The following is a 22673-nucleotide window of genomic DNA, read 5'->3' on the forward strand; positions in this document are numbered from 1 at the left end:
TCTATGCCACTTATCATTCCAGAAGAAATCCCAGCCTTCAAACTCCTAAAAGATTATGCCTTTATTATGGGGCAAAAAAGGGCAACTTCGCAAGATATTCGCCCTTTGGAGGTTTTAATCATCAACCTTATGCCAACCAAAATTGAAACAGAAAATCAGATTCTAGCACTTCTTGCAAACTCTCCCTTGCAAGTCAATATTACCTTGCTTTCCACAGCAACCTACATAGGCAAAAATACACCCCAATCGCATTTAAATAGATTCTATGTCAATTTTGAAACCATCAAAAACAAAAACTTTGATGGTGCGATTGTGACAGGAGCACCCATTGAGCATTTGCCCTTTGAATCAGTCAAGTACTGGAATGAACTCACAACCATTATGGATTATCTCAAAAAACACTGCACAAGCACTTTATATCTTTGCTGGGGGGCAATGGCAGGACTTCACTATTTTCACAAAATCCCAAAAATCCCATTAAAAGAAAAACTTTTTGGAATCTTTGAACACTCCTTGGTAGAAAATGATTTACTCCTTAATGGTTTAGATGAGATTGTCAAAATTCCGCATTCAAGACATTCAGGTATTGACGAATCTTATATCTATCAAAATCCAAATTTAAAAATTTTGCTAAAAGGGGAAATAAGCGGCATCGCTGCCTTAAAAGATGAAAAAGATTTTTTTATTTTGGGGCATCCAGAATATTCCAAAAACACTTTAGAATTAGAATACAAAAGAGATTTAGAAAAAGGATTAAAAATCAAAAAGCCCCTAAACTATTTTGACAAAAAAGGCAATCCCATCCTCTCTTGGCGTTCTAGTGCGAGTGTAATGTTTTCAAATTGGCTTAATTTCTCTGTTTATCAGGATACGCCCTTTGTATTAGAAAATCAAGATTCTGGCTTTTCATAATAGATGAGCTTTTTCTTCCTCTCTGCTAAATCCTCCTCCCCATTTAGCTCATCTCCCAAATACACAATATAAAAACGATTTTCATACAAAGCATACACTTCTTTTTTCTCTCCTTGTATCATCACTTCTTTATCTTTTGCTAGCACAAATTCACCGACATTTTTACCCAAAAAAGGAAACAATAAACCAAAACAAAAAAACAATGCCACAAGATATACAATCCTTGCTATCTTACAAATCACAGGTATCAAAAATGCAATTCCAAATCCTACAACAAAAACAAAAAAAAGCTTGGCATTAAAAACATTTCCAAAAAAGGGATTAAAAAATTCTTGGATTCCATAATAATTGATATAATTTGCAAAAATCCCCGTCCAAAAAAGGCAAAATAACAAAAAAACCAGCAATATGCTAAAAAGAAACGATTGAATAATTCTTGAAATGCTCATTATTACCTCACACGCCTAAGATTTGAATTGCCAACTCTAAAAACAAAAGAAGCAGGTTTTTGAGACAATCCTCTTTTATCAAGCACCAACACTTCAGCCCTCTTTAGTGCAAATTCTAAGTCAAATGGCTTTTTATGGGGATTTGCTGAAGTAGAATACAAATAAGGAAAAAAGTCCAAAAACTCACTATGATAAGAATCTTTGACCACCCTAACACCCAAACTTTGAGGCACAAGAGCATTTTTGCCACGATAAATAAAAGTGCTTTTATGGCTTTGCCGAATCCTTTTTCTATGAAGCCTTGGAACTCTCACTATTTTTTTTAATTTCTCCAAACTTGATAGAGTTACAATCACGCTTTGTTTTTCATTCCTGCCTTTTATGCGATTTAATTTTTTAAAATCTTTGCATAAAAATCCCGCTGTTGTATCACTTTGAGCCAAAAAAACAGAATCGCTATACATCCATTAGCCCAAATAATCTTGCAATGCCTTTGCAGTGTTTGGATTAACCTTTTTGATTTCATTAATAGCGCTAATTGCAACTCTTGCAGCTTCAATGGTTGTAAAATAAGGCACACTATTGCGTAAAACCTGCGTGCGAATCTTATCAGTATCATCTTTGCTTGATGCCTCATCGCTTGTGTTAATTGCTAAAGCAATCTCACCATTTGCAAGCATATCACCAATATTAGGGCGTCCCTCGCTAATTTTTAGTGCCTCTTGACATTCCACTCCTGCTTCATTGATTGCCTTTGCAGTCCCCTTAGTAGCGCACAATTCAAATCCCATTTCTTTGAGCTCTTTTGCTAAAATTTCTGCTTGTGGCTTATCAAGACTTCTTAGAGAAATAAAGACTTTTCCACTTGTTGGGATAGGATTTTTACAAGCTAATTGACTCTTTGCAAAGCTCACTCCAAAACTCTCACTAATCCCCATAACTTCGCCTGTTGAACGCATTTCTGGACCCAAAACCATCACCGCACCATTTAGCTTACTAAATGGAAAAACAGATTCTTTAACCGCAATATGTTTGGATACTTTTGGCTTATAAAGTCCATCTTTAAATTCAACCTTCTTAAATCTATCATAACGCTCTAATGCCGCTTTTAAATCCCTATTTACCATAACATCAGTTGCGACTTTTGCCAGAGGAATACCTGTAGCTTTGGAGACAAAAGGCACTGTGCGGGAAGCCCTAGGATTAACTTCAATCAAATAAAGTGTATCCTCAAAAATAGCATATTGCGTATTCATAAGCCCTATTACACCAAGATTTCTAGCGATTTTTGCTGTTGTTTCCTCTATTTCTTTAATTTTTTCTTTTGAAATGCTAATTGTTGGGATAGAACAAGCAGAATCGCCACTATGGATTCCAGCCTCTTCAATGTGTTGCATAATCCCCGCAATATAAACATCTCTTCCATCGCAAATAATATCCACATCTAACTCTAATGCGTTGTTTAAAAATTTATCAATCAATACAGGAGAATCCTCGCTTACACTCACAGCCTCACTCATATAATTTTGTAATTCTGCGACATTATACACAATCCGCATTGCTCTACCCCCAAGCACATAACTAGGGCGCACCAACACAGGAAATCCTATATTTTGAGCGATTCCTATGGCTTCTTCTTTGGTATAAGCTGTTCCATTTTTGGGTTGTAATAATCCATTTTCTTCTACAAATTTTGCAAACTTTTCCCTATCCTCTGCAATATCAATAGTTTTGGCACTTGTCCCTATAATATTTGCACCAATGGTTGTGAGTTTTTTTGCAAGTTTAAGAGGAGTTTGCCCCCCAAAATGCACGATGATTCCATCGGGCTTTTCACGCTCAATCACGCTACGCACACATTCAAAAGTAATAGGCTCAAAATACAAGGTATCGCTGGTATCATAATCCGTGCTTACCGTCTCGGGATTGCAGTTATACATAATGCTTGTAATACCCATATCACGCAAAGCAAAAGAAGCATGCACACAACAATAATCAAATTCAATCCCTTGCCCTATGCGATTTGGTCCCCCACCAATAATTAAAACTTTCTTTTTATTAGAAGAAGTTGGTGTAGGATTGATAGGCAAAAATGGGGTTGTAGAGTATAAATAAGCAGTTTGGGTTGCAAATTCTGCAGCACAAGTATCTACCTCATTGTATTGCAAATTTACCTGCAACCTTTGACGCAAAGCATAAATATCCTCTTCTCTTAGCTCTAATCCTTCCTTTTTGTTAGCCAAAAATGCAAGCATTTTATCGCTAAATCCATTTTGTTTAGCCTCTCTCAAAAAGCTTTCAATTTGCAACATTTCAAAAGAAATATTTTTTTCAAACGCAATAATTTCGGCAATTTGGTGCAAGAAATACGCATCAATTTTGCTCCACTCCTGCACCTCTGCCACACTCACGCCATTCCTAAAAGCCTCTGCTATATACAAAAGCCTACTTGCATTTGGGCGTCTAATCTCACGCTGAATCTCGCTCAAATCACTACTAATAGGATTAAACCCAAATACCCCTGTTTCAAGGCTATTTAAAGCCTTTTGCAAAGATTCTTTGAAAGTCGCCCCTATTGCCATAACTTCGCCAATAGACTTCATCGAAGTAGTCAGTGTAGAATCTGCTTGAGGAAACTTCTCAAAGGTAAAACGCGGAATCTTAGTAACGATATAATCAATGCTAGGCTCAAAGCTTGCAGGTGTGCCGGTGATGTCATTTTTGATTTCATCAAGCGTGTAGCCCACGGCTAGGAGCGTAGCAACTTTTGCTATCGGATAGCCTGTGGCTTTAGAAGCAAGAGCAGAGCTACGCGATACACGCGGATTCATCTCAATCACCGTCATTCTACCATTTTGCGGATTTATCGCAAACTGCACATTACTCCCGCCTGTATCCACGCCAATTTCACGCAAGATTTTAAAGGACGCATCACGCATTCTTTGGTATTCTTTATCTGTGAGTGTGAGAGCTGGGGCAATCGTGATAGAATCCCCGGTATGCACGCCCATAGGGTCAAGATTCTCAATGCTACACACAATAATGCAGTTATCGCTTTTATCGCGGATAACCTCCATTTCAAATTCTTTCCAACCAAGCAAAGATTCTTCAATAAGAATCTCATTGATAGGGCTAACCTCCAAACCATTTTGGGCTAGGGCTTTAAACTCATCGATATTATACGCTACGCCACTTCCCCCACCTGCAAGGGTGAAGCTCGCACGGATAATAAGCGGGAATCCGATTTCTTTTGCCGCTTCTAATGCCTCTTGCAAAGTATAAGCATAGCAAGATTTTGGCAAATCCATACCGATTTTTAGCATTGCTTCTTTAAACGCCTGTCTATCCTCACCCTTTTTTATCGCCTCTGGCTTTGCCCCCAAAAACTGCACACCCTTCAGCATTCCCTTTTCATACATACTCATTGCAATATTAAGTGCCGTTTGTCCCCCCATAGTAGGCAAAATCGCATCAACTTTTTCTTTTTTGATGATATCTGCTACAATCTCTTCGGTGATAGGCTCGATATAAGTGCGATCGGCAAACTCTGGATCTGTCATAATCGTAGCGGGATTAGAATTAATCAAAACTACTTTATATCCCAACTCTTTTAACGTTTTGGCTGCTTGAGTGCCAGAGTAATCAAATTCACACGCTTGTCCAATAACTATCGGTCCTGAACCAATCAATAAAATTGTCTTTATATCATCTCGCTTTGGCATAAAATCCTCCAATTATTTTAGTTATCAAACTATTTTTCCCATTTTTGCACTAGCAATTCCAAAGGATATAAACTTGCTTTACAAAAAGCAGTTTTTGCGATACATACTAGCTTTTGTGCAGATTCTTCAAAATCTTGATTAATAATCAAATAATCAAACTCCCCTAGCTTTTTTATCTCACTAGAAGCATTTTTTAGGCGTTTATTCATATCTTCATTTTCATTACTTCCCCTTTGATTTAAGCGATCTTGCAAAATACTTTTATTGAGTGTTGTAACAAAAACAGAAGTTGTATGGTGTGGAAACGCTTTTTTGATATTTTCTTGCCCTTGCACATCAATATCAAAAATCACTAATTGATTTTTTTGAAGTGCCTCCAAAACAGATTTTTTTGAAGTGCCATAATAATTTCCATGCACTTCTGCCCATTCCAAAAAATTACCCTCTTGGATATTTCTTTGAAACTCATCTTTGGTAATAAAATGATAATGCACTCCCTCTTTTTCATCCTCTCTCTTTTCTCTTGTTGTAGAAGAAATAGAAAAATAATGATTTGGAAATTCTTGTGCTAAGACTTTATAGAGGGAGCTTTTGCCTGCTCCACTTGGTCCTGATAGAATAAGAATTGCACCTTTTAGTTTAATATCCTCCATTTAATCCTCTTTTTTGGGGAATTGAATGCTAATATTGATAGTTGCTCCACTCAAAAGATCTTTTAAACTCTGTGTTTGAAGCGTTTGCAAAGCACTAATTAATGATTCTAAAGAATTGATTTGCGGATTATTTTGTATTTTTTCTGCAGCGACAATAGGCACTACACTAGGCTCTTTGGCAATAGGCTCACCCAATGCCTCACTCATTGCTTCTATATTCAAATCATCAAATTCATCTTCGCTGCTACTTTCATTTATAATTTCATCATGATTTGCCGCTTTTTCTTGAGATTCTTGAGATTCTTGAGATTCTTGAGATTCTTGAGATTCTTGAGATTCTTGAGATTCTTGAGATTCTTGAGATTCTTGAGATTCTTGAGATTCTTGAGATTCTTGAGATTCTTGAGATTCTTGAGATTCTTGAGATTCTTGAGATTCTTGAGATTCTTGAGATTCTTGAGATTCTTGAGATTCTTGAGATTCTTGAGATTCTTGAGATTCTTGAGATTCTTGAGATTCTTGAGATTCTTGAGATTCTTGAGATTCTTGAGATTCTTGAGATTCTTGAGATTCTTGAGATTCTTGAGATTCTTGAGATTCTTGAGATTCTTGAGATTCTTGAGATTCTTGAGATTCTTGAGATTCTTGAGATTCTTGAGATTCTTGCTCTATTCCTTCCCCTTGATTATCAAGCTGCATTTCATCGGCAATCTCTTCACTAAACTCCTCTTGTGCTTTCAATTCTTCCTCTAAATTATCTATGCTATTAGCAAGATTATTTATATCTAAATCTTCGATATTTTCTTGCACTGCTTCTTTAGAAGAATCTTCTGTATTTGCTTGATTCTCACTTTCTAATTCCTCCAACTCTCCCTCTTCTAAGTCCAAATCCTCTAGCGAAAAATCTCCACCAGCAATCTCTTGTTGATTGTCCTCTTTTGCCTCATTATTATGATTTTCTTGTTCGATTAGCTCTTCTTCAAAATCCAAATCATTCTCTTGATTTTCTTTAGCCTCTTCAAAAAGCTGTTTAACCTCGTCAATATCATCTCTATCCAATATTTTTGGTTTCTCGCCATTTGTTTTTGTAGCTTTTATATCCTGTTCAAACTCCAACTCTCCATATTCTGACAAATCCAATTCCTGATTGCTTTCATCTTGCGTAGATGGTTCTACTGCCTTTGGCTCTTGCAAGGTTTCTATTTCATCTACTGCTTCATCATTTTGAATATCATTTGCAACTCCCACCACATTATCTAATGGTTGCATTCCGCTTACTTCTGAAAGCACCCTTACTAATTCAGTAGGCAAAAAAGGCTTTTGGACATACTCATCAAACCCTTCAACGCGTTCTGTGGATTTTGCATAAAATAAAATTGTCTTTACTCCACTATTTTCTTGTTTGTATTGTTCATAAGTTTCTTTTGTATAACATTCATCATCTAGCAATAAAATATCTGCTTGCAATGTACTATCAATCTCTTGCGTTTCTACCATATCCAAATTGATTTTAGATACACTAAGAGAAACTAGCTTAGTAATGATTGGATTTTTATTCACCAAATATAATTTCATCTAATAAATGCTCCATTTTTTAGTTTTATCTTTTGCAATGAAAGAGTCTGCTAAAATTCTATCAATTTTTATCTTAAGTTTTACAAGGAAATTTTAATGTTGAAAAAACTTTTTTGTATTTTTTGCTTTTATTTTCTTTTCAGCCCTTTTGTTTTTTCCAAAGAGCTTTATTTTATGCCCCAAGAACAAGAAAAAGCCATAAAAAGCCTTATTCAAACCATCAAAAGCTCTCAAAAAACGCTTGATATAGCTATTTATAGCTTTACCAATCGCGAAATTAGCAAAGCCATCAGAGATACCGCCAAAAAGGGTGTCAAAGTGAGAATCATTTATGACAAAAAATCCAACAAAGACAATGATTACTCCACTATCGGCTATCTTGCCAAACTCAAAAATATCCAAACTTGCCTTTTAGAAGGCAATCGCTCCTACAATGGCAAATACAATGGCTTAATGCACACAAAAATGGCAATCATTGATGATAAGCATTTGATTTTAGGCTCTGCAAACTGGTCTAAAAGTGCATTTGAAACAAACTACGAAACTTTGCTTATTCTCCAAGATAAAGATTTTATCCAAAAAGCCCACAAAAGCTTCAATGCAATGTTTAACAAATGCGAAAAATACTAATTCAAGCAGCTCCAAAAACTTCCCCAAAGAGATTCTTGGTATTAAGATTAATCTGTTTTATTAGAATCTCTTTTGGTATCCCCAAAATTTCACTCATCTTCTCCAAAACCAAAGGAATATAAGCTGGTTCATTCCTCTCCCCCCTATGCGGATGCGGAGTAAGATAAGGTGCATCAGTTTCCAAAAGTAGAGATTCCAAAGGAATCTTTGGCAAAACCTCCACGAGTTTGCGCGCATTCTTAAAAGTCAAAACTCCTCCAATCCCATAATAAAACCCCTCTTTTGCAAGGCTAAGCAGTTGAAAATCCGCATTAAAACAATGCAAAACTCCACCCCTTTTTAAATCCTTTGCATATTTTTGCAAAATCTCCAAACTATCCGCTGAAGCCTCACGAATATGGACAATAAGCGGTTTTTCATAAGCCATAGCAAGTTTAATTTGTGCGACAAAAACTTCCTTTTGAATCCGCTTTAGCTCCTCAATGCTACCAAGCTTTGATTCTGCCAAAGCCTCCTCTAGCCGATAATAATCCAATCCGCACTCGCCCACTGCCACGCACTTTTCATCTCCCAAAAAACTTTTCAAAAACTCTTCATCATACAAATACGCATAATTAGGGTGCAAACCACTTGCAAAATAAACTTCCTCATATTTATGTGCTAGCTCCCTTGCCCTCTCCAAATCCTCTAAATGTGCTGCTGGGATAACAAAACGCGTAATACCCGCCTTCTTAGCACGCTCCAAAACCGCCTCAAAATCGCCCTCAAACCGCTTATCATCCAAATGGCAATGCGTATCACAAAGTTGCATAAAACATTCCTTTATATTATTTTTGTTACAATATTTTGATACAATTTAAATATAACAAATAAATGTAACAAAAATTTTAATAGAACTTGCCTTAAAAAAGGAATATGAATGTTTACCGGTTTAGTTAGGGAATTTGCAAAAGTGCAAAGCCTCCGCCAAAACACTCTAACCCTCCAAGCCAAATACAAACCAAAAATAGGCGATAGTATCGCAGTAAATGGAGCTTGTCTGACCGCCATAGAAGTTTTTAATGGGGGCTTTAGCCTAGAGCTAAGCGAAGAAACACAATCTCACATTGCCCTAGAATCTTACAAAGATTTGGTGCATATCGAACCCGCCTTGAGATTACAAGATAGGCTAGATGGACATTTGGTGCAGGGGCATATCGATGGTATCGGCAAAATTGCCAAAATTATCCCCCACCAAATCGGCACAGATTTTTTCATCACCGCCAAAAAAGAAATTTTGGAGCTTTGTATCCCCAAAGGAAGCATTGCCATTAATGGCATTAGCCTTACAATCAATGAAGTTTTAGAAGATTCTTTGCGTCTTACAATTATTCCACATACATTAAAAACTACGCTTTTTCAAACCTATCAAGTCAATATGCGTGTAAATATCGAAACAGATATGTTTGCACGAATGATTCAGCATTTTTTGCACAAAAAACATTCCACACTCACTTGGGAAAAAGTAGATAGAATCTTAGGGAGTTACTAATGCCATTACCACCGCCACAAAAAGCCGTTGCCCTAGCTTATGAGCAAAACAAACATCGTGCCCCCAAAGTCTTAGCCAAAGGCGAAGGGCTAATCGCACAAAAAATCATTGAAAAAGCCAAAGAATACGATATTCCCCTTTTTCAAAGCAAAGCTTTGGTGGATTCTCTAATCCATTTAGAAATCGATGAGGAAATCCCTCCTGAACTCTACAAAGCTGTCGTGGAAGTCTTTATTTGGCTTTACAAAACCGAATCCAAAGCACAAATGAGCAATTAACCAAAACTAAATTTTGGATTTATTGCAATGCCCCTAATAAAAATAAACAAATACCCCAAAAATTTATTTTTTATAATCGCTAATAATCACGCTACAAACACATTCTACCCCCCCCCCCCATTATAAAAGTGATTTTAATAAAATATAAATATTTTATTTATTATTTTAAAGTTAGTTTTATTTTTATAAAATTCCAAACATTTTTAATTTTATTAAATAAGTTAAAGGAGAATAAATGTCTAACCAAACAAAGAATGCTACCCTAGTGGGGGGGGGGGGGCAAAAGCCTCTAAATAATCAATCCCTAGAAACAAAAGAGATTCTAAAATCAAAAATTCAAGATTCTAAAATACAATTAGAATCTAACTCCCCAAAATTAAAAGATTCTAATTCTAAATTAGAATCCAAAAATCCAGACAAGATTCAAAGCTCTAAAGCTTCCAAAGATTTAGTGAATCCACAATCCCAAAAAGTTGTAGAATCTAACCTCAAACTAGATTCTAAAACTCGCCAAAAATCAAACAAAGAATTAGAATCCAAACTGCCAAAGATTCAAAGAGTTAAAAACACTTATGATTCTATAACTATTCAAAATCCTACAAACTCCCAAAAATCAAAAGAATCTAGCAAAGTAAAATCCTTTATCCGCACAATCCCGATTTCTATCGCTTTGGCTTCGGCATTATCAAGCAATGCAGTGGCGTTGGATAGTTGGAGTATTGCTGGTAACATACTTAGTGGTAGGCAAAATATCAAACAAGATACTCCAGGATATGTAACAGTTGTTGGAAATGTAACAATAAATGATCAAGCCTCTCAATTTCAAGCTGCTAACAATACAACAGTTGGCAATCTTTTAATACAAAGTGGAGTATTAATAGAACCTGGAAGAACCGGAATGGGTACTCAACACATATGGAAAATTGGCACAAGAGCCACAGCAGGAACAATAGAAAATCAAGGAACTATTTTAGTGAATACGTACCAAAGTGCTAGTAGATACCTTGATATTGGAAATTATGCAACCCTTGATACATTTATTAATAGTGGCACAATGAGAAATGAAACTGGTGGTGGAAGTGGCCGAGAAATGCTTATTGCATGGGAAAATGGGACTATTAATAATCTAATTAATGAGGGCACTATCTATGGACAAACCGGGGTTATTTGGTCTAGGAGTGGAACTATAAAAAATATGTTATTTAGTGGTTCTACAAGTGTAACAGAGGTAGGTAGTGGTAATGCTATAAATATAATAGGCACTTCTAATATCGGCACCATTACTGTGGAAAATCAAGCTAAAATTATCGGTAATATCTCCCTTAGTGATGCTTCTTCTATCACAAATGGAATTACTATCATCAATAGTGGAAGTTTGCAGGGTAATATATCACTAACTAACAATGCAAGAATACAAGGAGGTATTGTCCTTGATGATTCTAATATGACAGGCAATATTTCTCTTACAAATAGTAGCAATAATAATACTATGAGTATAGATAATATCTCCCTTACCAACTCTACTATAGGAGGGACAATCTCTCTTAGCGAAACTGCTAGTGATTACAATAAATCCACAAACACATTGACTAGTCTTACACTTAGTGATTCTCATTTGGGTGGCATTTCTCTGACAGGTAATTCTCTCATCACAAATGGTATTATGGCTAATAGTAGCACAATTGATAATATCACTCTTGCAGGGAATAGTAACTCAGGAGCCAAACCAACTATTGTTAATGGTGTTTCTTTGGATAATTCTGAAGTTACAGGGGATATTTCTTTGGATAATAGCTCTGTTATTATGGGGGGATTTACTTTAGGTAATAACTCCACTATAGCAAATCTTAATATTCTTAAAAGGGGTAATATAGATGCCCTCTCTTTGAATACAGGAACAATCGCAGGGAATATTTCACTAACAGGTAATAATGCAGGTGAAACAGAAACAGCAACCATAGGGGAAATTACCCTAGCAAACACCTCCACAATCACAGGAGATATTAACATAAAGGGTAATAGTGCTACCAATAATGCCAAAATAGGAACTATTACTTTGGAGAGTGGCACAGGGATTGGAGGAAGTATCGCAGTTGGTGATTCTAGCAATAATGCTAAAGGAACTATTGATGCAATTACTCTAAAAGGCAACAGCACTATTGCAGGTGGAATCATTAACAACACTAATGGAAACATAGGCACAATTATTTCTAATACAAATGATGGTGTTAGCAATACAATTACTAATCATGGAACCATAAGAAGTTTAGAAATCAAAAATGAAAACACTGGTGGTAATGGAGGAACCATTGTTTATAAAAGTGATAGTGGTATTATCACAGATACTCTTAGTGTAGCAAGTGGTGCTACTTTGGATATTAAAAATACTAGCAATAACACAGGAACTATTGAACTAAAAAGTGATAGTGCAACCTTAGAAGATGGCTCTACTCTAAACTTAGCAAATGGCTCTACTCTAGTAGGACATTTAAAAAATAGTGGTAATTTAGGTGATTGGACTAATGAGAGTAATATCCAAGGGCATTTTATTAATACAGGAACTATTGGAATCTTAAATGCAGGAAGCATTCGAGATTATTTAGAAAATACAAGCACAGGTGTTATCCAAACACTCACAGAAGGAAAAATCACAGGCACATTAAATAATACAGGAACCATTGGAGAATTAAACACAAGTGTAATTAATTATACTAATGCTAGCACAGCAACTATTGCAGGAGCAGGACATTATGGAATCCTAAATATCGATAAAAATACCATAATGGATAATAACAACACTATTACCAATGCTTTAAATGTGCAAAATAATAATAACAATGGCTATACCCTTACTATCAACAATGGTAATGGAACTCTCTACTTTAATTCTACTAATGGAACCATTAATAATGCAGGAACCATTAATGGAAATATTACTAATATTGCAGATTCTATTCTTACAGACTTCACCAACTCTGGAAGCATTAGTGGAACATTTACTAATAAAGGACATATTGTAAAATTTGTCAATGAAAGCACAGGTAGCATTAATAATTTTGTCAATGATAACACCATTTCTTTCTTTGAAAACAATGGAACCATTGCAAACTTTGGTGGCACTGGAACAATCTATGGAGTTATCAATTCAAAAACTATCACAAATGGCTTTGAAAATGTTGCAACTTCTTTGTGGAATAAAGAAAATGCTTTAATTGATGGCAATGTTGCTCTAAAAGGAACAAAGCAAGATTGTAGCGATGATATTTGTAAATTTTCTGATTTAATCAATGAAGGAACTATTACAGGGAATGTTACAAATGAGGCAGGCAAAGAAATTAATTTAGTAGAAAACACAGGAACCATTGGAGGAAGTATTGCTAACTCTGGAAGCATTAATACCTTTGAAGTTTCAGGAACTATTGCTAATGGTATTATTAATAATGATAATGCCTCAATTTCTTCTATTACGATTAAGGAAGGTGCTAATTTAGGAAATAGTGGAATTACTAATAATTCTAATATTGGCACTTTAAAAGTGTATGAAAGTGTAACTTACAATGGCAATGGCAATGGAAGTGATAGAATCACTCAAGCCCTAGTAGTAGCAAAGGATAAAACTTTAACTATTGGAAATAGTGGAACTCTCTCTTTTGAATCTACTAATGGAACCATTGATAATGCAGGAACCATTGCAGGTAATCTTTTAAATGTGAGTAAATCTACTCTTGATACTTTTAATAATAGTGGAACCATTAATGGAAATATTAACAATGAAGGAACAATCACTTCTATTGATAACTCTGGAGTAATTACAGGAGAAATTGTTTCTGGAAGTAGTGGTCAAACAAGCCAAATTGATAAAATCATTAATACAGGAACTATTGGAACTGCTAAAACCAAAGTAGCAACCTTTAAAACTCTTGTAGCTTCTAATCAAGATGTTTCAAGTAACTTTAGTGATGCTATCTCTTTAAATACCATTACTACCACAGAAATTAGTAATGGGGGATTAATCAATGGAAATATAAGAGTAAAAGGACAATCCGATATTCAAGAACTTAATAATACAGACACCATTGCTGGTTGTATTATCCTAGAGGGTGGTAAAATAGGAAATATCAATAACACTAATGGAGCCATTGCAAATTGTATGCAATTTAGTAATGGAGCTAATGTAGATAATCTTAATAATAGTGGAACTATTAAAGATAAAATCACTAATGATTCTGGAAGTATTACTGTTAATAATAGTGGAAGTGGAAGCATTGGTGAAATCATTACAAGTAATGGAGGAAATACAAATATTTCTAATGGTAAAAATGGACATATTGACTTAATTACTAATACAGGAAGTAATTCAACTACTAATATCATTGAATGGAATGCAGGAAATGCAGATAATCCAAATAACCCTATTAAAGTAGCAGGAGATAATCTAGGTGGAATTAATACAGGCACTATTTATGTAGATGTTACTCCGGGTAAAGTTTATGATGTTGAGCAAATTGTAACTGATGGAAATGGAAGCGGAGTTGATTCAAGTGGAGATTCTCTAGCAGATCAATTAAACAATGGACAAGGTATCTTTGATTCATTAGATACTATTTCTGGTATTTTTGATTTTGTTGATGAAGGCAATGGTAAATACAGCGTAGGCTTAGACACTCAAGAACTCTCCGGTAAAACTCTAGGTGCTTCTTTAATCTATTCATCAAGAATACGACAGATTGATACTAATAATATGCTAAGAGAAATTAATGTTAAAAACTTTAAAACAGACTTTGAAATCTTAGAGCAAAGAGAAAGATTAAAAAACCAACAAGCTCTCTTAGAAAACTACAAACAACAAAGAGAATCTTATCTGAATGGATTAACCAAAGACAATAAAGAATTAAAAAGAGTAAGTTCTAAAGAATCTACTTCTTTAAGCACTTATGCTAATAATTCTAATATCAAAAGTGATGCAATAGAAGTAGTGGATTATTATAACAAAGATACTCTAGCAAGCCTAGATAATCTTCAAGCAACCACTAAAGCTAATCAAGAAACTTATTCTAATTTAGATCTCTTAAGAGAGCTTGATGACATCTTATTAGCCATACAGGAGATAAGGATAATCTCTATACCTTTGCACTCCCTTATACAAGATACACTTCAGCACAATTAGATGGAGGAGTAGGAACTCTAAAATCTCATGCATCAGGTATCCTAGCAGGAGCACAAGCAAAACTACCTAATGAGAGAGGAATATTAGGAATCTACTTTGGATATGAAAGTTCAGATAAACAAGTAGGACAACAAAGATTAGACTTTGATGAAAAAGTTTATTATGGAGGATTAACTTATTATAATGTTTTTGCAAGAAAAGGAGTAAGTGAATATTATCTCTCTGCTAATACAAGAATAGATAAAGGGGATACCAATTTATATAAAACCTATCGCTCTGGAAGCACTACTATTAATTCTCAAGTAGATTCTTATGGATATGGTGCAGATTTAAAAGTAGGGGCTAATTATTATAATATCTATAATAACTCTGTTCTTTCTCCAGAGATTGGAATTAGTTATCAAGGAATTAGTACAGATTCCTTTAGACTAAGACACCTAGGAGGAGTAAGTGAGCATTATTATACACAAGATGTTAATTTCTTTGATATTAGTGCCTCACTTAGATGGCAAAGAGCATGGAATAATGTGTTTAAAACAATGGCTTCTTTAGGTGCAATGTATAATGTTTATAATGATGCTAAAGGAAGTGGAGTTATTGCTGGATTAAAACAATCTGCTGATATTAATGTAGAAGAACTCTATGGAACTACTCAAGTAGGAATAAGCTATGCTTTAGGAGAGAATGCTAACATTGCTTTAAATTATAGTGGTATCTTTGCAAATGGAGTGCAATCTCATGCAGGGTATATTAGATTAGGAGTGTGGTGGTAGAACACTCACTCTTAAAGTGAGAAATTCTTGTAAAAGACTTTAGAAATAAGATTAATCTATTCAAGATATTTTTATAGATAAACTTTATACTAAAGTTTCTTTTACAAGATAGACTTAGAATTAAAAAGTTAAACTTTGATTTCTTAGATTTATTGAAGTTTTTTAATTTCTTAGATTTTTTTAATTTCTTGTAATAGATGAGATTAATTTATTTAAGATATTTTTATAGATAAGCTTTATACTAAAGTTTCTTTTACAAGATAGACTTAGAATTATAAAATTGAAGCAAATCAAATTGAATTTATTGAATTAAAAAAATTTATTTAATGGGAGATTAGAGAATCAAAAGCCAAATAGAAAATTTAAGATTCTAAAATCTTACCATTTCCCTATCTCTTAATGTATAAGTAGCACATTTATCATACCCTATTTCTTTAGCTAAAGTTTCTAAATATTCTCTTTCAAAGCCGATTTGCTCTTTGGCATGGGCATCACTTCCAAAGGTGATAGGAATCTCCATACCATAGCACATTTCCAAAATCTCTTTAGAGGGGTATTGCTCTTTAACCTCTTTGCGTAATCCAGCTGCGTTGATTTCTACTGCCATATTTGCTTTTTTAATAGCCCTCAAAGTTTCTTCTAGTTTTTTTCTTAAATCCTTGGTTGGTCGATGATTAAAAATCTTGAGCAAATCCAAATGTGCCACTATATCAAATTTGCCTGTTTTTGCCATTTGAGTAATGGCATCAAAATATTGCTCCCAACACACATTAATATCTCTTTTAGCGTACTCTCGGATAAACTCCGGATTATCAAATCCCCAATCCCCTAGAAAATGCACCGCTCCGATTCGATAATCTAGCGGTAATTCAAAGATTCTATCTTCCAAATAAGGTGGCAAGAAGTCAATTTCCAAAGCGGTTTTGATTGTGATTTGTGAAGCGTATTTTGCTTTTAACTCCTCAATCTCTTGAAAATAAAAAGGCAGTTCTGCAAAATCCATACGAAACTGCTTATCAAACTCCATTGGATTATGGCAAGAAAATCCAAAAATATCGATTTTTTGCTCGATTGCTTTTTGTATGTATTCCTCCATACTTCCAACTGCATGCTTGCAAAGATAGGTATGATTATGCAAATCTACTCTCATTGTCTAATCCATTCTTTTTTCCATTTCTTTTGTGATATGCAGATTCAAAACATGCTTATCAAACACAGCTACATAAAACATTGCATCAAATATTTTAATATCCAACACGAAGCCTTCCACTTTCACTTCACGCTTTTTTGTATCTTCTTGCAAACTTTGTGCTTTAAAAAGCACTTCATTTCCTAATTCAATAGGTGCTAAAAACTTCATCTCTACGCCAATAATAATAGCATTAGGATTATTTACAGCTAATAAGGCACTATATGCTGCGCTAGAATAGAGATTCCCTGAATGCACCAAACCTGTTTTGTCCAAAATCATTTTGCTTGTTGTCTCTAGCAAAACATTTGCTTGTCCATCTTTTAGTTCTTTGATAATTCCATTACTTGGGTCAATATTTTGACAAACTTTTTGCACCACTGCATCATAATCTGCTTTGCTTAAAAAATCCCCTTCTTCACTCTCAAACTCTTCTTCCATTTTATACGCCTTATTTTGACTTAAAAACTAAAATTATATCACATTATTACAATGCCACCATAAAATAATATGCCATAAAATGCTATAATTAGCCTATTTAAATTCATAAAATTTTAATTACCAAAGGCATTTTTTGAAAATTTTATTTCTTTCCCACACTGATTCTAATCTCTATCGCTTTAGATTGCCCGTAATGATTGCTTTAGTCAAAGAAGGGCATCAAGTCGTCGCTTTAATCCCCAAAGGCGAATGTTTTGAAAAATTCTCAAAACACAATATAAAAGCTATAAATTATCCTATACAACGCAGTAGCCTCAATCCCCTAAAAGCCCTAAAAACCATTCAAAATATCGCAGAGATTCTCAAACAAGAAAAACCTGATATTATCCACACTTTTATGTTAAAACCAAATATCTATGGCTCTTTTGCAGCAAAAATCGCAGGGATTCCCTATGTAATAAACTCACTTACCGGGCTTGGAAGCTTTTATATTCAAAAATCCCTCAAAACAACGCTACTTAGAATCTTGATTGAAAAACTCAATTTCTTTGCCTTTAAAATCGCCAAAAAAGTGCTTTTTCAAAATCAAGATGATTTAAATCTCTATGTCCAAAAAGGCTTGGTGCCTAGAGAAAAAACGATTTTAATTAAAGGTTCTGGGATTGATACTGCTCTTTTTTCACCATTTTCACAAGATGAGATTCAACAAACTCGCAAAAATCTAAAAATCCCACAAGATAAAATCATCATCTTAATGGTCGCCCGTGCTATCTTGCACAAAGGTATCAAAGAATACTATCAAGCTGCAAAAATCATCACACAGCAAAATCCAAAAATCCTATTTTTATACATTGGGGGAATTGACAATGGAAATATTGCGCCTATCACACAAGATTTTTTAGAATCTAATCCGCAAGTGCATTATTTGGGAGAAAAAGACAATATTAGAGAATGGATTGGGATTTGTGATATTTTTGTGCTTCCAAGCTATCGAGAAGGGATTCCACGCACATTATTAGAAGCTGGAAGTATGGCAAAGCCGATTATTACCACTAATGCAGTAGGTTGCAAAGAAGTCGTAGAAGAAGGCAAAAATGGCTTTTTAGTGCCCATTGGAGAAAGTGAGATTTTAGCCCAAAAGATTCTTGAACTCTCTTGCAATCAAGCCTTAAGAGAACAATTTGGCAAAAACTCTCAAGAAAAAATCCGCAAAGAATTTAGTGTGGAAACCATCGTAGAATCCTATCTCAAACTTTATAAAGAGGTAAAAAATGTATAAAAACCTGATTAAACCTATATTGGATTTTATTTTGGCGTTTTTGTTGATTATTGTTTTCTCACCTATCATTTTGATAGTTGCCTTACTCATCAAACTTAAACTTGGCTCCCCTATTTTATTTACTCAAGAGCGACCAGGGCTAAATGGCAAAATCTTTAGAATCTACAAATTCCGCACAATGAGTGATGAGAGGGATTCTAAGGGTGATTTGCTAAGTGATGAATTACGGCTTAAAGGCTTTGGTAAATTGATACGCAAAAGTAGCCTTGATGAACTTCCACAGCTTTTTAATGTCCTAAAGGGCGAAATGAGTTTTGTAGGACCTCGTCCTTTGTTGGTAGAATATTTGGAACTCTATAATCAAGAACAAGCCAAACGCCATAATGTCAAACCCGGAATCACAGGTTGGGCGCAAGTCAATGGGCGAAATGCAATTTCTTGGGAAGAAAAATTCATACTTGATGTGTATTATGTGGAACATATTAGTTTTATGCTAGATTGCAAAATTTTGTATATGACTTTTTTTAAGGTATTAAAACGCAAAGATATTAATTCTAATACAAACATTACAATGGAAAAATTTACAGGCAATAAAAGCGAATAATTGGCGACCCTTGGAAGATTCGAACTTCCGTTGCTGCCGTGAAAGGGCATTATCCTTGGCCACTAGATGAAAGGGTCGGCGAAATTTTAGCATAATTTGGTTATTATGAAAATAAATCCTTTCTTTAAAAGCCTCCATTTAGCAATAAAAAAGTATAATATTTCAAAATCTCCACATAATAAGTATTCTATGACAAGGGGGGCTTGAATGTTTCCATTGCAAAACAAATTAAGGCTCATTGGAAGTGTTTTAGGTGTCGCAACTAATCAAAATTCTATTATTTGTGCGGATAACTTTTATAATATTTCCACTTTTTCTCTCTCAACCAAAACAATAGACAAAGCCCTACAAGTCGCAAAAGAAGCAGAACCTTTGCACCCTTTTAGCAAATCTATCGCTATTGGCAATGTTAGCGGAAAAGTTGCTACTGGTTTTGCCACCACTCCAAAGGGTATTGTGCTAAAAACAGAACCCCAAATCGCCCCAATCTCTTTGCTAACTTGGCAAAAACTTGAAATTTCTAAAATTGCCTTTTCACAAGATGATAATTATCTAGCTACCGGTGGAGAAGATGGGAGAGTGTTAGTTTATACCGGAGATAATTACCATTTGCTTTTGAGTTTGCCTCCCTTTCCTGATTATATTTCTTCTATTGTTTTTAGTGATGGCGGGACGCTTATTTTTAGTGCTTGTTTTGGTAGAAGTGCGATGATTTTTGATATTCTAAAAAATACAAAAATTGTAGATTTCAAAACAGATTTGGTAGTCGAAGATGCTTTTTTTTATGATGAGGATACTAAGCTGTTTTGTGTTACAAAAAATGGAACTTTTACCTATGATATCCGCAAACAAGAATTTATCTCCAAAAATACTCTCCAAAACTCTTGGCTAACTGTCTGCAAAAAACTCCCCGGAGAAAAATTTGCAATTATCGGCGGAAAATATAATCCTTTACGCATTATCAAAATTAGTGATAATTCTGTGGTTGATATTATTCCCTCAGAACAAATAGGAGCCACCTCGCTATTTTTAGATAAAAATACCCTTTATGCTGGATATTGTAGCGGTTATATCGAAATCATTCAAATTGACAAAGACAAAGATGAAATGCTTGAATTTATAGCCCAAAATGACTTAAAATCTTGCCTTAAACTCATACAAGAAAAAAATTTATTTTTACAAATCTTGCCTCAATACATACAAAAACTCGATTCTCTGTGGAAAGAAAATCTACTTCAAGCCATTGATTTGCTTGCAAAAGACAAACTGCAAGAAGCTAGGAATTTGGTAGAATCCTTTATGCACGACCCCAAAAAGAAAGAAGAGTTTAATTATTATTGGCTCCAAAAAGAAAGTGTAGCACATTTTATGGATTTAATAGAAGCCAAAAACTACGCTGAAGCCTATAACCTCATCAAACAATATCCATATTTACAAGATACGATTGCTTATGCTCAATTAGAAGAATTATGGGAAAAATCTTTTGAACTCGCCAAAAGACTACTTGCCCAAGATGCACAACACAACCTCAATCAAGCTCAAGAACTCCTAAAACCATTTAGCAATGTTAAAGGCAAAAAAGATTCTATTACAATGCTTTTAAGAAATGTGGATAAATTCCTCCAAGCCGACAAAGAATTTAAAGCAAAAAATTTTATAGAATATTTTAAACTTTGCGAAAAATTCCCCTTTTTGCAAGAAACAAGAATCTATAAAAATGCGCTATTAATCGGGAATCAACTCTCACAAAATATCGCCTCTTTGGAAAACAAAGGGGATTACAATAAAGCACTTGAAATTTGCAAACTTTTATCTGCAATGTTTCCTTTCAAAAACATCGCCACTGAAAAATCAAAAACCATTCAACTCAAACAAGAGTTTATCCAATATTGCACCACCCAAAAACTTTCAAAAGCTTTTGAAATGGCAGAATCTCACTTTGAATTACATTCTTTGCCCGAATACAAAAAGCTTTATGAGGATTTCAAGATTCAAGGTAGAAGTGCTTTTGCCTTTGCTTCTAAAGGAGATGGAAAAGGCACTTTAGATACACTCAAAAACTATCTTTACATTGATTGCTGGAAAGACAAAGTTGCTTCTATCCTCAAAATCGCCTATCTCACAGAATTTATACAAAATGCCAACCAAGATTCTAAAAATATTAATTGGAAAGAAACCTTTCAATACTATATTGAGCGTTACAGCAAAGATGAAGAAATCAAAAAAGTCGCTGCTGAAATGGGAATAAGCGATATTTTAAATAGTATCCCATTTGATGGAAATCCAAAAGGTTATCTTAATGCTATTATTGCAGATTCGTTGCTTTGTATCGACAATCAACCACTACACGAATACCAAACCACAAAAGGCTAACAAATGCAAACACTCAAAAAACCCTACCCCACAAAACAAATCCAAGTTGGAGAAGTCAAAATCGGTGGTGGTGCGCCCATCTCTGTGCAAAGTATGACTTTCTCCAAAACCGCTAACTTACAAGCCACCAAAGAGCAAATTGACAGATTACAACTTGCAGGGTGTGATATTGTGCGTGTGGCTGTAAGCGATGAGGAAGATGCAAATGCACTCAAACAGCTTAAAAATATGATTTCACTTCCGCTAGTAGCTGATATTCACTTCCGCTACAAACTCGCATTAATTGCCGCTCAATGGGTAGATTGTATCCGCATAAATCCGGGCAATATCGGCTCAAAAGAAAAAATCAAAGCCGTAGTAGAGGCATGCCAAGAACGCAATATACCCATTAGAATCGGAGTAAATGCAGGAAGTTTGGAGAAGCAGTTTGAAGAAAAATATGGTGCAACTCCAAAAGGAATGGTAGAATCTGCACTTTATAATATTAAACTTTTGGAGGATTTTGGATTTAGCAATCTCAAAGTTTCCCTCAAAGCCAGTGATGTGGAACGCACAATGGCAGCTTATAGAATGCTACGCCCTTTGGTAGAATATCCTTTTCACTTAGGAGTTACAGAAGCAGGGGACTTAGAATCTTCAATGATCAAAAGCTCTATGGCACTGGGTGGCTTACTCATGGAAGGAATAGGCGACACAATGCGTGTATCTATCACGGGAGAATTAGAAAAGGAAGTAGAAGTAGCACGCTCCATCTTGCGTTATAGCGGGAGACAAAAGGAAGGAATCACCTATATTTCTTGCCCTACTTGCGGGAGACTACAAGCTGATTTGGTGCCAATCCTAAAAGAACTCAAAGAAAGAATGCCAAAAATCAAAACTCCAATGCAACTCTCTGTAATGGGCTGTGCAGTCAATGCCCTAGGAGAAGCCAAACACGCTGATGTTGCTATTGCCTTTGGAAGTGGAGATGGACTTATCATCAAAAAAGGCGAAATAGTCGGAAAATACAAAGAATCTGAACTCATCGAAGTTTTTATAAAAGAGGTTTTAAACACAGAACAAGAAATGATAAAAAGCCAAGCAAAAGGAGAATAATC

The 22673-nt window shown here is 34.9% G+C and carries 18 protein-coding genes and 1 tRNA gene; 10 read left to right on the forward strand and 9 right to left on the reverse strand.

Annotation, left to right across the window (positions count from 1 at the left end; genetic code table 11):
- The first annotated feature begins 3 nt into the window (after positions 1-3).
- Complete coding sequence (locus EL247_RS06860) at positions 4-912, forward strand: homoserine O-succinyltransferase (protein ID WP_104745821.1); 909 nt, start codon at positions 4-6, stop codon at positions 910-912.
- On the opposite strand, the gene EL247_RS06865 is transcribed toward EL247_RS06860, so the two are convergent.
- Genes EL247_RS06865 through EL247_RS06885 form a run of 5 tightly spaced genes read right to left on the reverse strand, consistent with a single transcriptional unit; the run spans position 891 to position 7311 of the window.
- Positions 891-1361, reverse strand: a complete 471-nt coding sequence (locus tag EL247_RS06865) for a hypothetical protein (protein WP_104745822.1) — start codon at positions 1359-1361, stop codon at positions 891-893. The genes EL247_RS06860 and EL247_RS06865 overlap by 22 nt on opposite strands.
- A gap of 2 nt (positions 1362-1363) precedes the next feature.
- Positions 1364-1825, reverse strand: a complete 462-nt coding sequence (locus EL247_RS06870; RefSeq protein ID WP_104745823.1) for a Sua5/YciO/YrdC/YwlC family protein — start codon at positions 1823-1825, stop codon at positions 1364-1366.
- Between the two features lie 3 nt (positions 1826-1828).
- Positions 1829-5083, reverse strand: a complete 3255-nt coding sequence (carB, locus tag EL247_RS06875) for a carbamoyl-phosphate synthase large subunit (RefSeq protein WP_104745824.1) — start codon at positions 5081-5083, stop codon at positions 1829-1831.
- A gap of 29 nt (positions 5084-5112) precedes the next feature.
- On the reverse strand, positions 5113-5736 hold the full coding sequence (gmk, locus tag EL247_RS06880) for a guanylate kinase (RefSeq protein WP_005022655.1): 624 nt from the start codon (positions 5734-5736) through the stop codon (positions 5113-5115).
- The gene (locus EL247_RS06885) at positions 5737-7311 is read right to left on the reverse strand and encodes a hypothetical protein (RefSeq protein ID WP_126442128.1); all 1575 of its coding nucleotides are present in this window, start codon (positions 7309-7311) and stop codon (positions 5737-5739) included.
- Between the two features lie 96 nt (positions 7312-7407).
- Between EL247_RS06885 and EL247_RS06890 the strand changes: the two genes are divergently transcribed.
- The gene (locus tag EL247_RS06890) at positions 7408-7941 is read left to right on the forward strand and encodes a phospholipase D-like domain-containing protein (protein WP_005022652.1); all 534 of its coding nucleotides are present in this window, start codon (positions 7408-7410) and stop codon (positions 7939-7941) included.
- A gap of 1 nt (position 7942) precedes the next feature.
- Here the strand turns inward: EL247_RS06890 and EL247_RS06895 are convergent, their stop codons facing one another.
- Positions 7943-8752 (reverse strand): TatD family hydrolase, encoded by an 810-nt coding sequence (locus tag EL247_RS06895; RefSeq protein ID WP_104745825.1) that lies wholly within the window; start codon positions 8750-8752, stop codon positions 7943-7945.
- A gap of 108 nt (positions 8753-8860) precedes the next feature.
- On the opposite strand from EL247_RS06895, the gene ribE reads away from it, so the two are divergent.
- From ribE to EL247_RS08580, 4 genes are all read left to right on the forward strand, one after another.
- Complete coding sequence (gene ribE / locus EL247_RS06900) at positions 8861-9472, forward strand: riboflavin synthase (protein WP_065828882.1); 612 nt, start codon at positions 8861-8863, stop codon at positions 9470-9472.
- On the forward strand, positions 9472-9750 hold the full coding sequence (locus EL247_RS06905; RefSeq protein ID WP_005022647.1) for an EscU/YscU/HrcU family type III secretion system export apparatus switch protein: 279 nt from the start codon (positions 9472-9474) through the stop codon (positions 9748-9750). The genes ribE and EL247_RS06905 overlap by 1 nt, the downstream gene beginning before the upstream one ends.
- Before the next feature lie 235 nt (positions 9751-9985).
- Positions 9986-14917, forward strand: a complete 4932-nt coding sequence (locus tag EL247_RS06910) for a beta strand repeat-containing protein (RefSeq protein ID WP_126442129.1) — start codon at positions 9986-9988, stop codon at positions 14915-14917.
- 527 nt (positions 14918-15444) lie between these two features.
- The gene (locus tag EL247_RS08580; RefSeq protein ID WP_143421639.1) at positions 15445-15690 is read left to right on the forward strand and encodes a hypothetical protein; all 246 of its coding nucleotides are present in this window, start codon (positions 15445-15447) and stop codon (positions 15688-15690) included.
- A 370-nt stretch (positions 15691-16060) separates the two neighbouring features.
- On the opposite strand, the gene EL247_RS06920 is transcribed toward EL247_RS08580, so the two are convergent.
- Both EL247_RS06920 and EL247_RS06925 read right to left on the reverse strand, forming a co-directional pair.
- Entirely contained in the window at positions 16061-16840 is a 780-nt protein-coding gene (locus tag EL247_RS06920; protein WP_126442131.1) for a histidinol-phosphatase, read from the reverse strand.
- Between the two features lie 3 nt (positions 16841-16843).
- On the reverse strand, positions 16844-17320 hold the full coding sequence (locus EL247_RS06925) for a hypothetical protein (RefSeq protein ID WP_005021210.1): 477 nt from the start codon (positions 17318-17320) through the stop codon (positions 16844-16846).
- Positions 17321-17453: 133 nt separating this feature from the next.
- Here EL247_RS06925 and pglA point away from each other — a divergent pair, with 133 nt between their 5' ends.
- Together pglA and pglC are read left to right on the forward strand one after the other, a co-directional pair.
- A complete protein-coding gene (pglA, locus tag EL247_RS06930) occupies positions 17454-18599 on the forward strand; it encodes a N,N'-diacetylbacillosaminyl-diphospho-undecaprenol alpha-1,3-N-acetylgalactosaminyltransferase (RefSeq protein ID WP_126442132.1) in 1146 nt (381 codons plus the stop codon).
- The gene (gene pglC / locus EL247_RS06935) at positions 18592-19203 is read left to right on the forward strand and encodes an undecaprenyl phosphate N,N'-diacetylbacillosamine 1-phosphate transferase (RefSeq protein ID WP_126442133.1); all 612 of its coding nucleotides are present in this window, start codon (positions 18592-18594) and stop codon (positions 19201-19203) included. Before pglA ends, pglC begins: the two co-directional genes overlap by 8 nt.
- Before the next feature lies 1 nt (position 19204).
- On the opposite strand, the gene EL247_RS06940 is transcribed toward pglC, so the two are convergent.
- A tRNA-Glu gene (locus EL247_RS06940) sits at positions 19205-19280 on the reverse strand.
- 130 nt (positions 19281-19410) lie between these two features.
- Between EL247_RS06940 and EL247_RS06945 the strand changes: the two genes are divergently transcribed.
- Positions 19411-21576, forward strand: coding sequence for a WD40 repeat domain-containing protein (locus EL247_RS06945; protein ID WP_126442134.1), 2166 nt, complete (start codon positions 19411-19413; stop codon positions 21574-21576).
- Positions 21577-21579: 3 nt separating this feature from the next.
- The gene (ispG, locus tag EL247_RS06950; RefSeq protein ID WP_005021216.1) at positions 21580-22671 is read left to right on the forward strand and encodes a flavodoxin-dependent (E)-4-hydroxy-3-methylbut-2-enyl-diphosphate synthase; all 1092 of its coding nucleotides are present in this window, start codon (positions 21580-21582) and stop codon (positions 22669-22671) included.
- Positions 22672-22673 lie beyond the last annotated feature (2 nt).

It is taken from the genome of Helicobacter pullorum, assembly GCF_900638355.1.
In the GTDB taxonomy this organism is placed as follows: domain Bacteria; phylum Campylobacterota; class Campylobacteria; order Campylobacterales; family Helicobacteraceae; genus Helicobacter_D; species Helicobacter_D pullorum.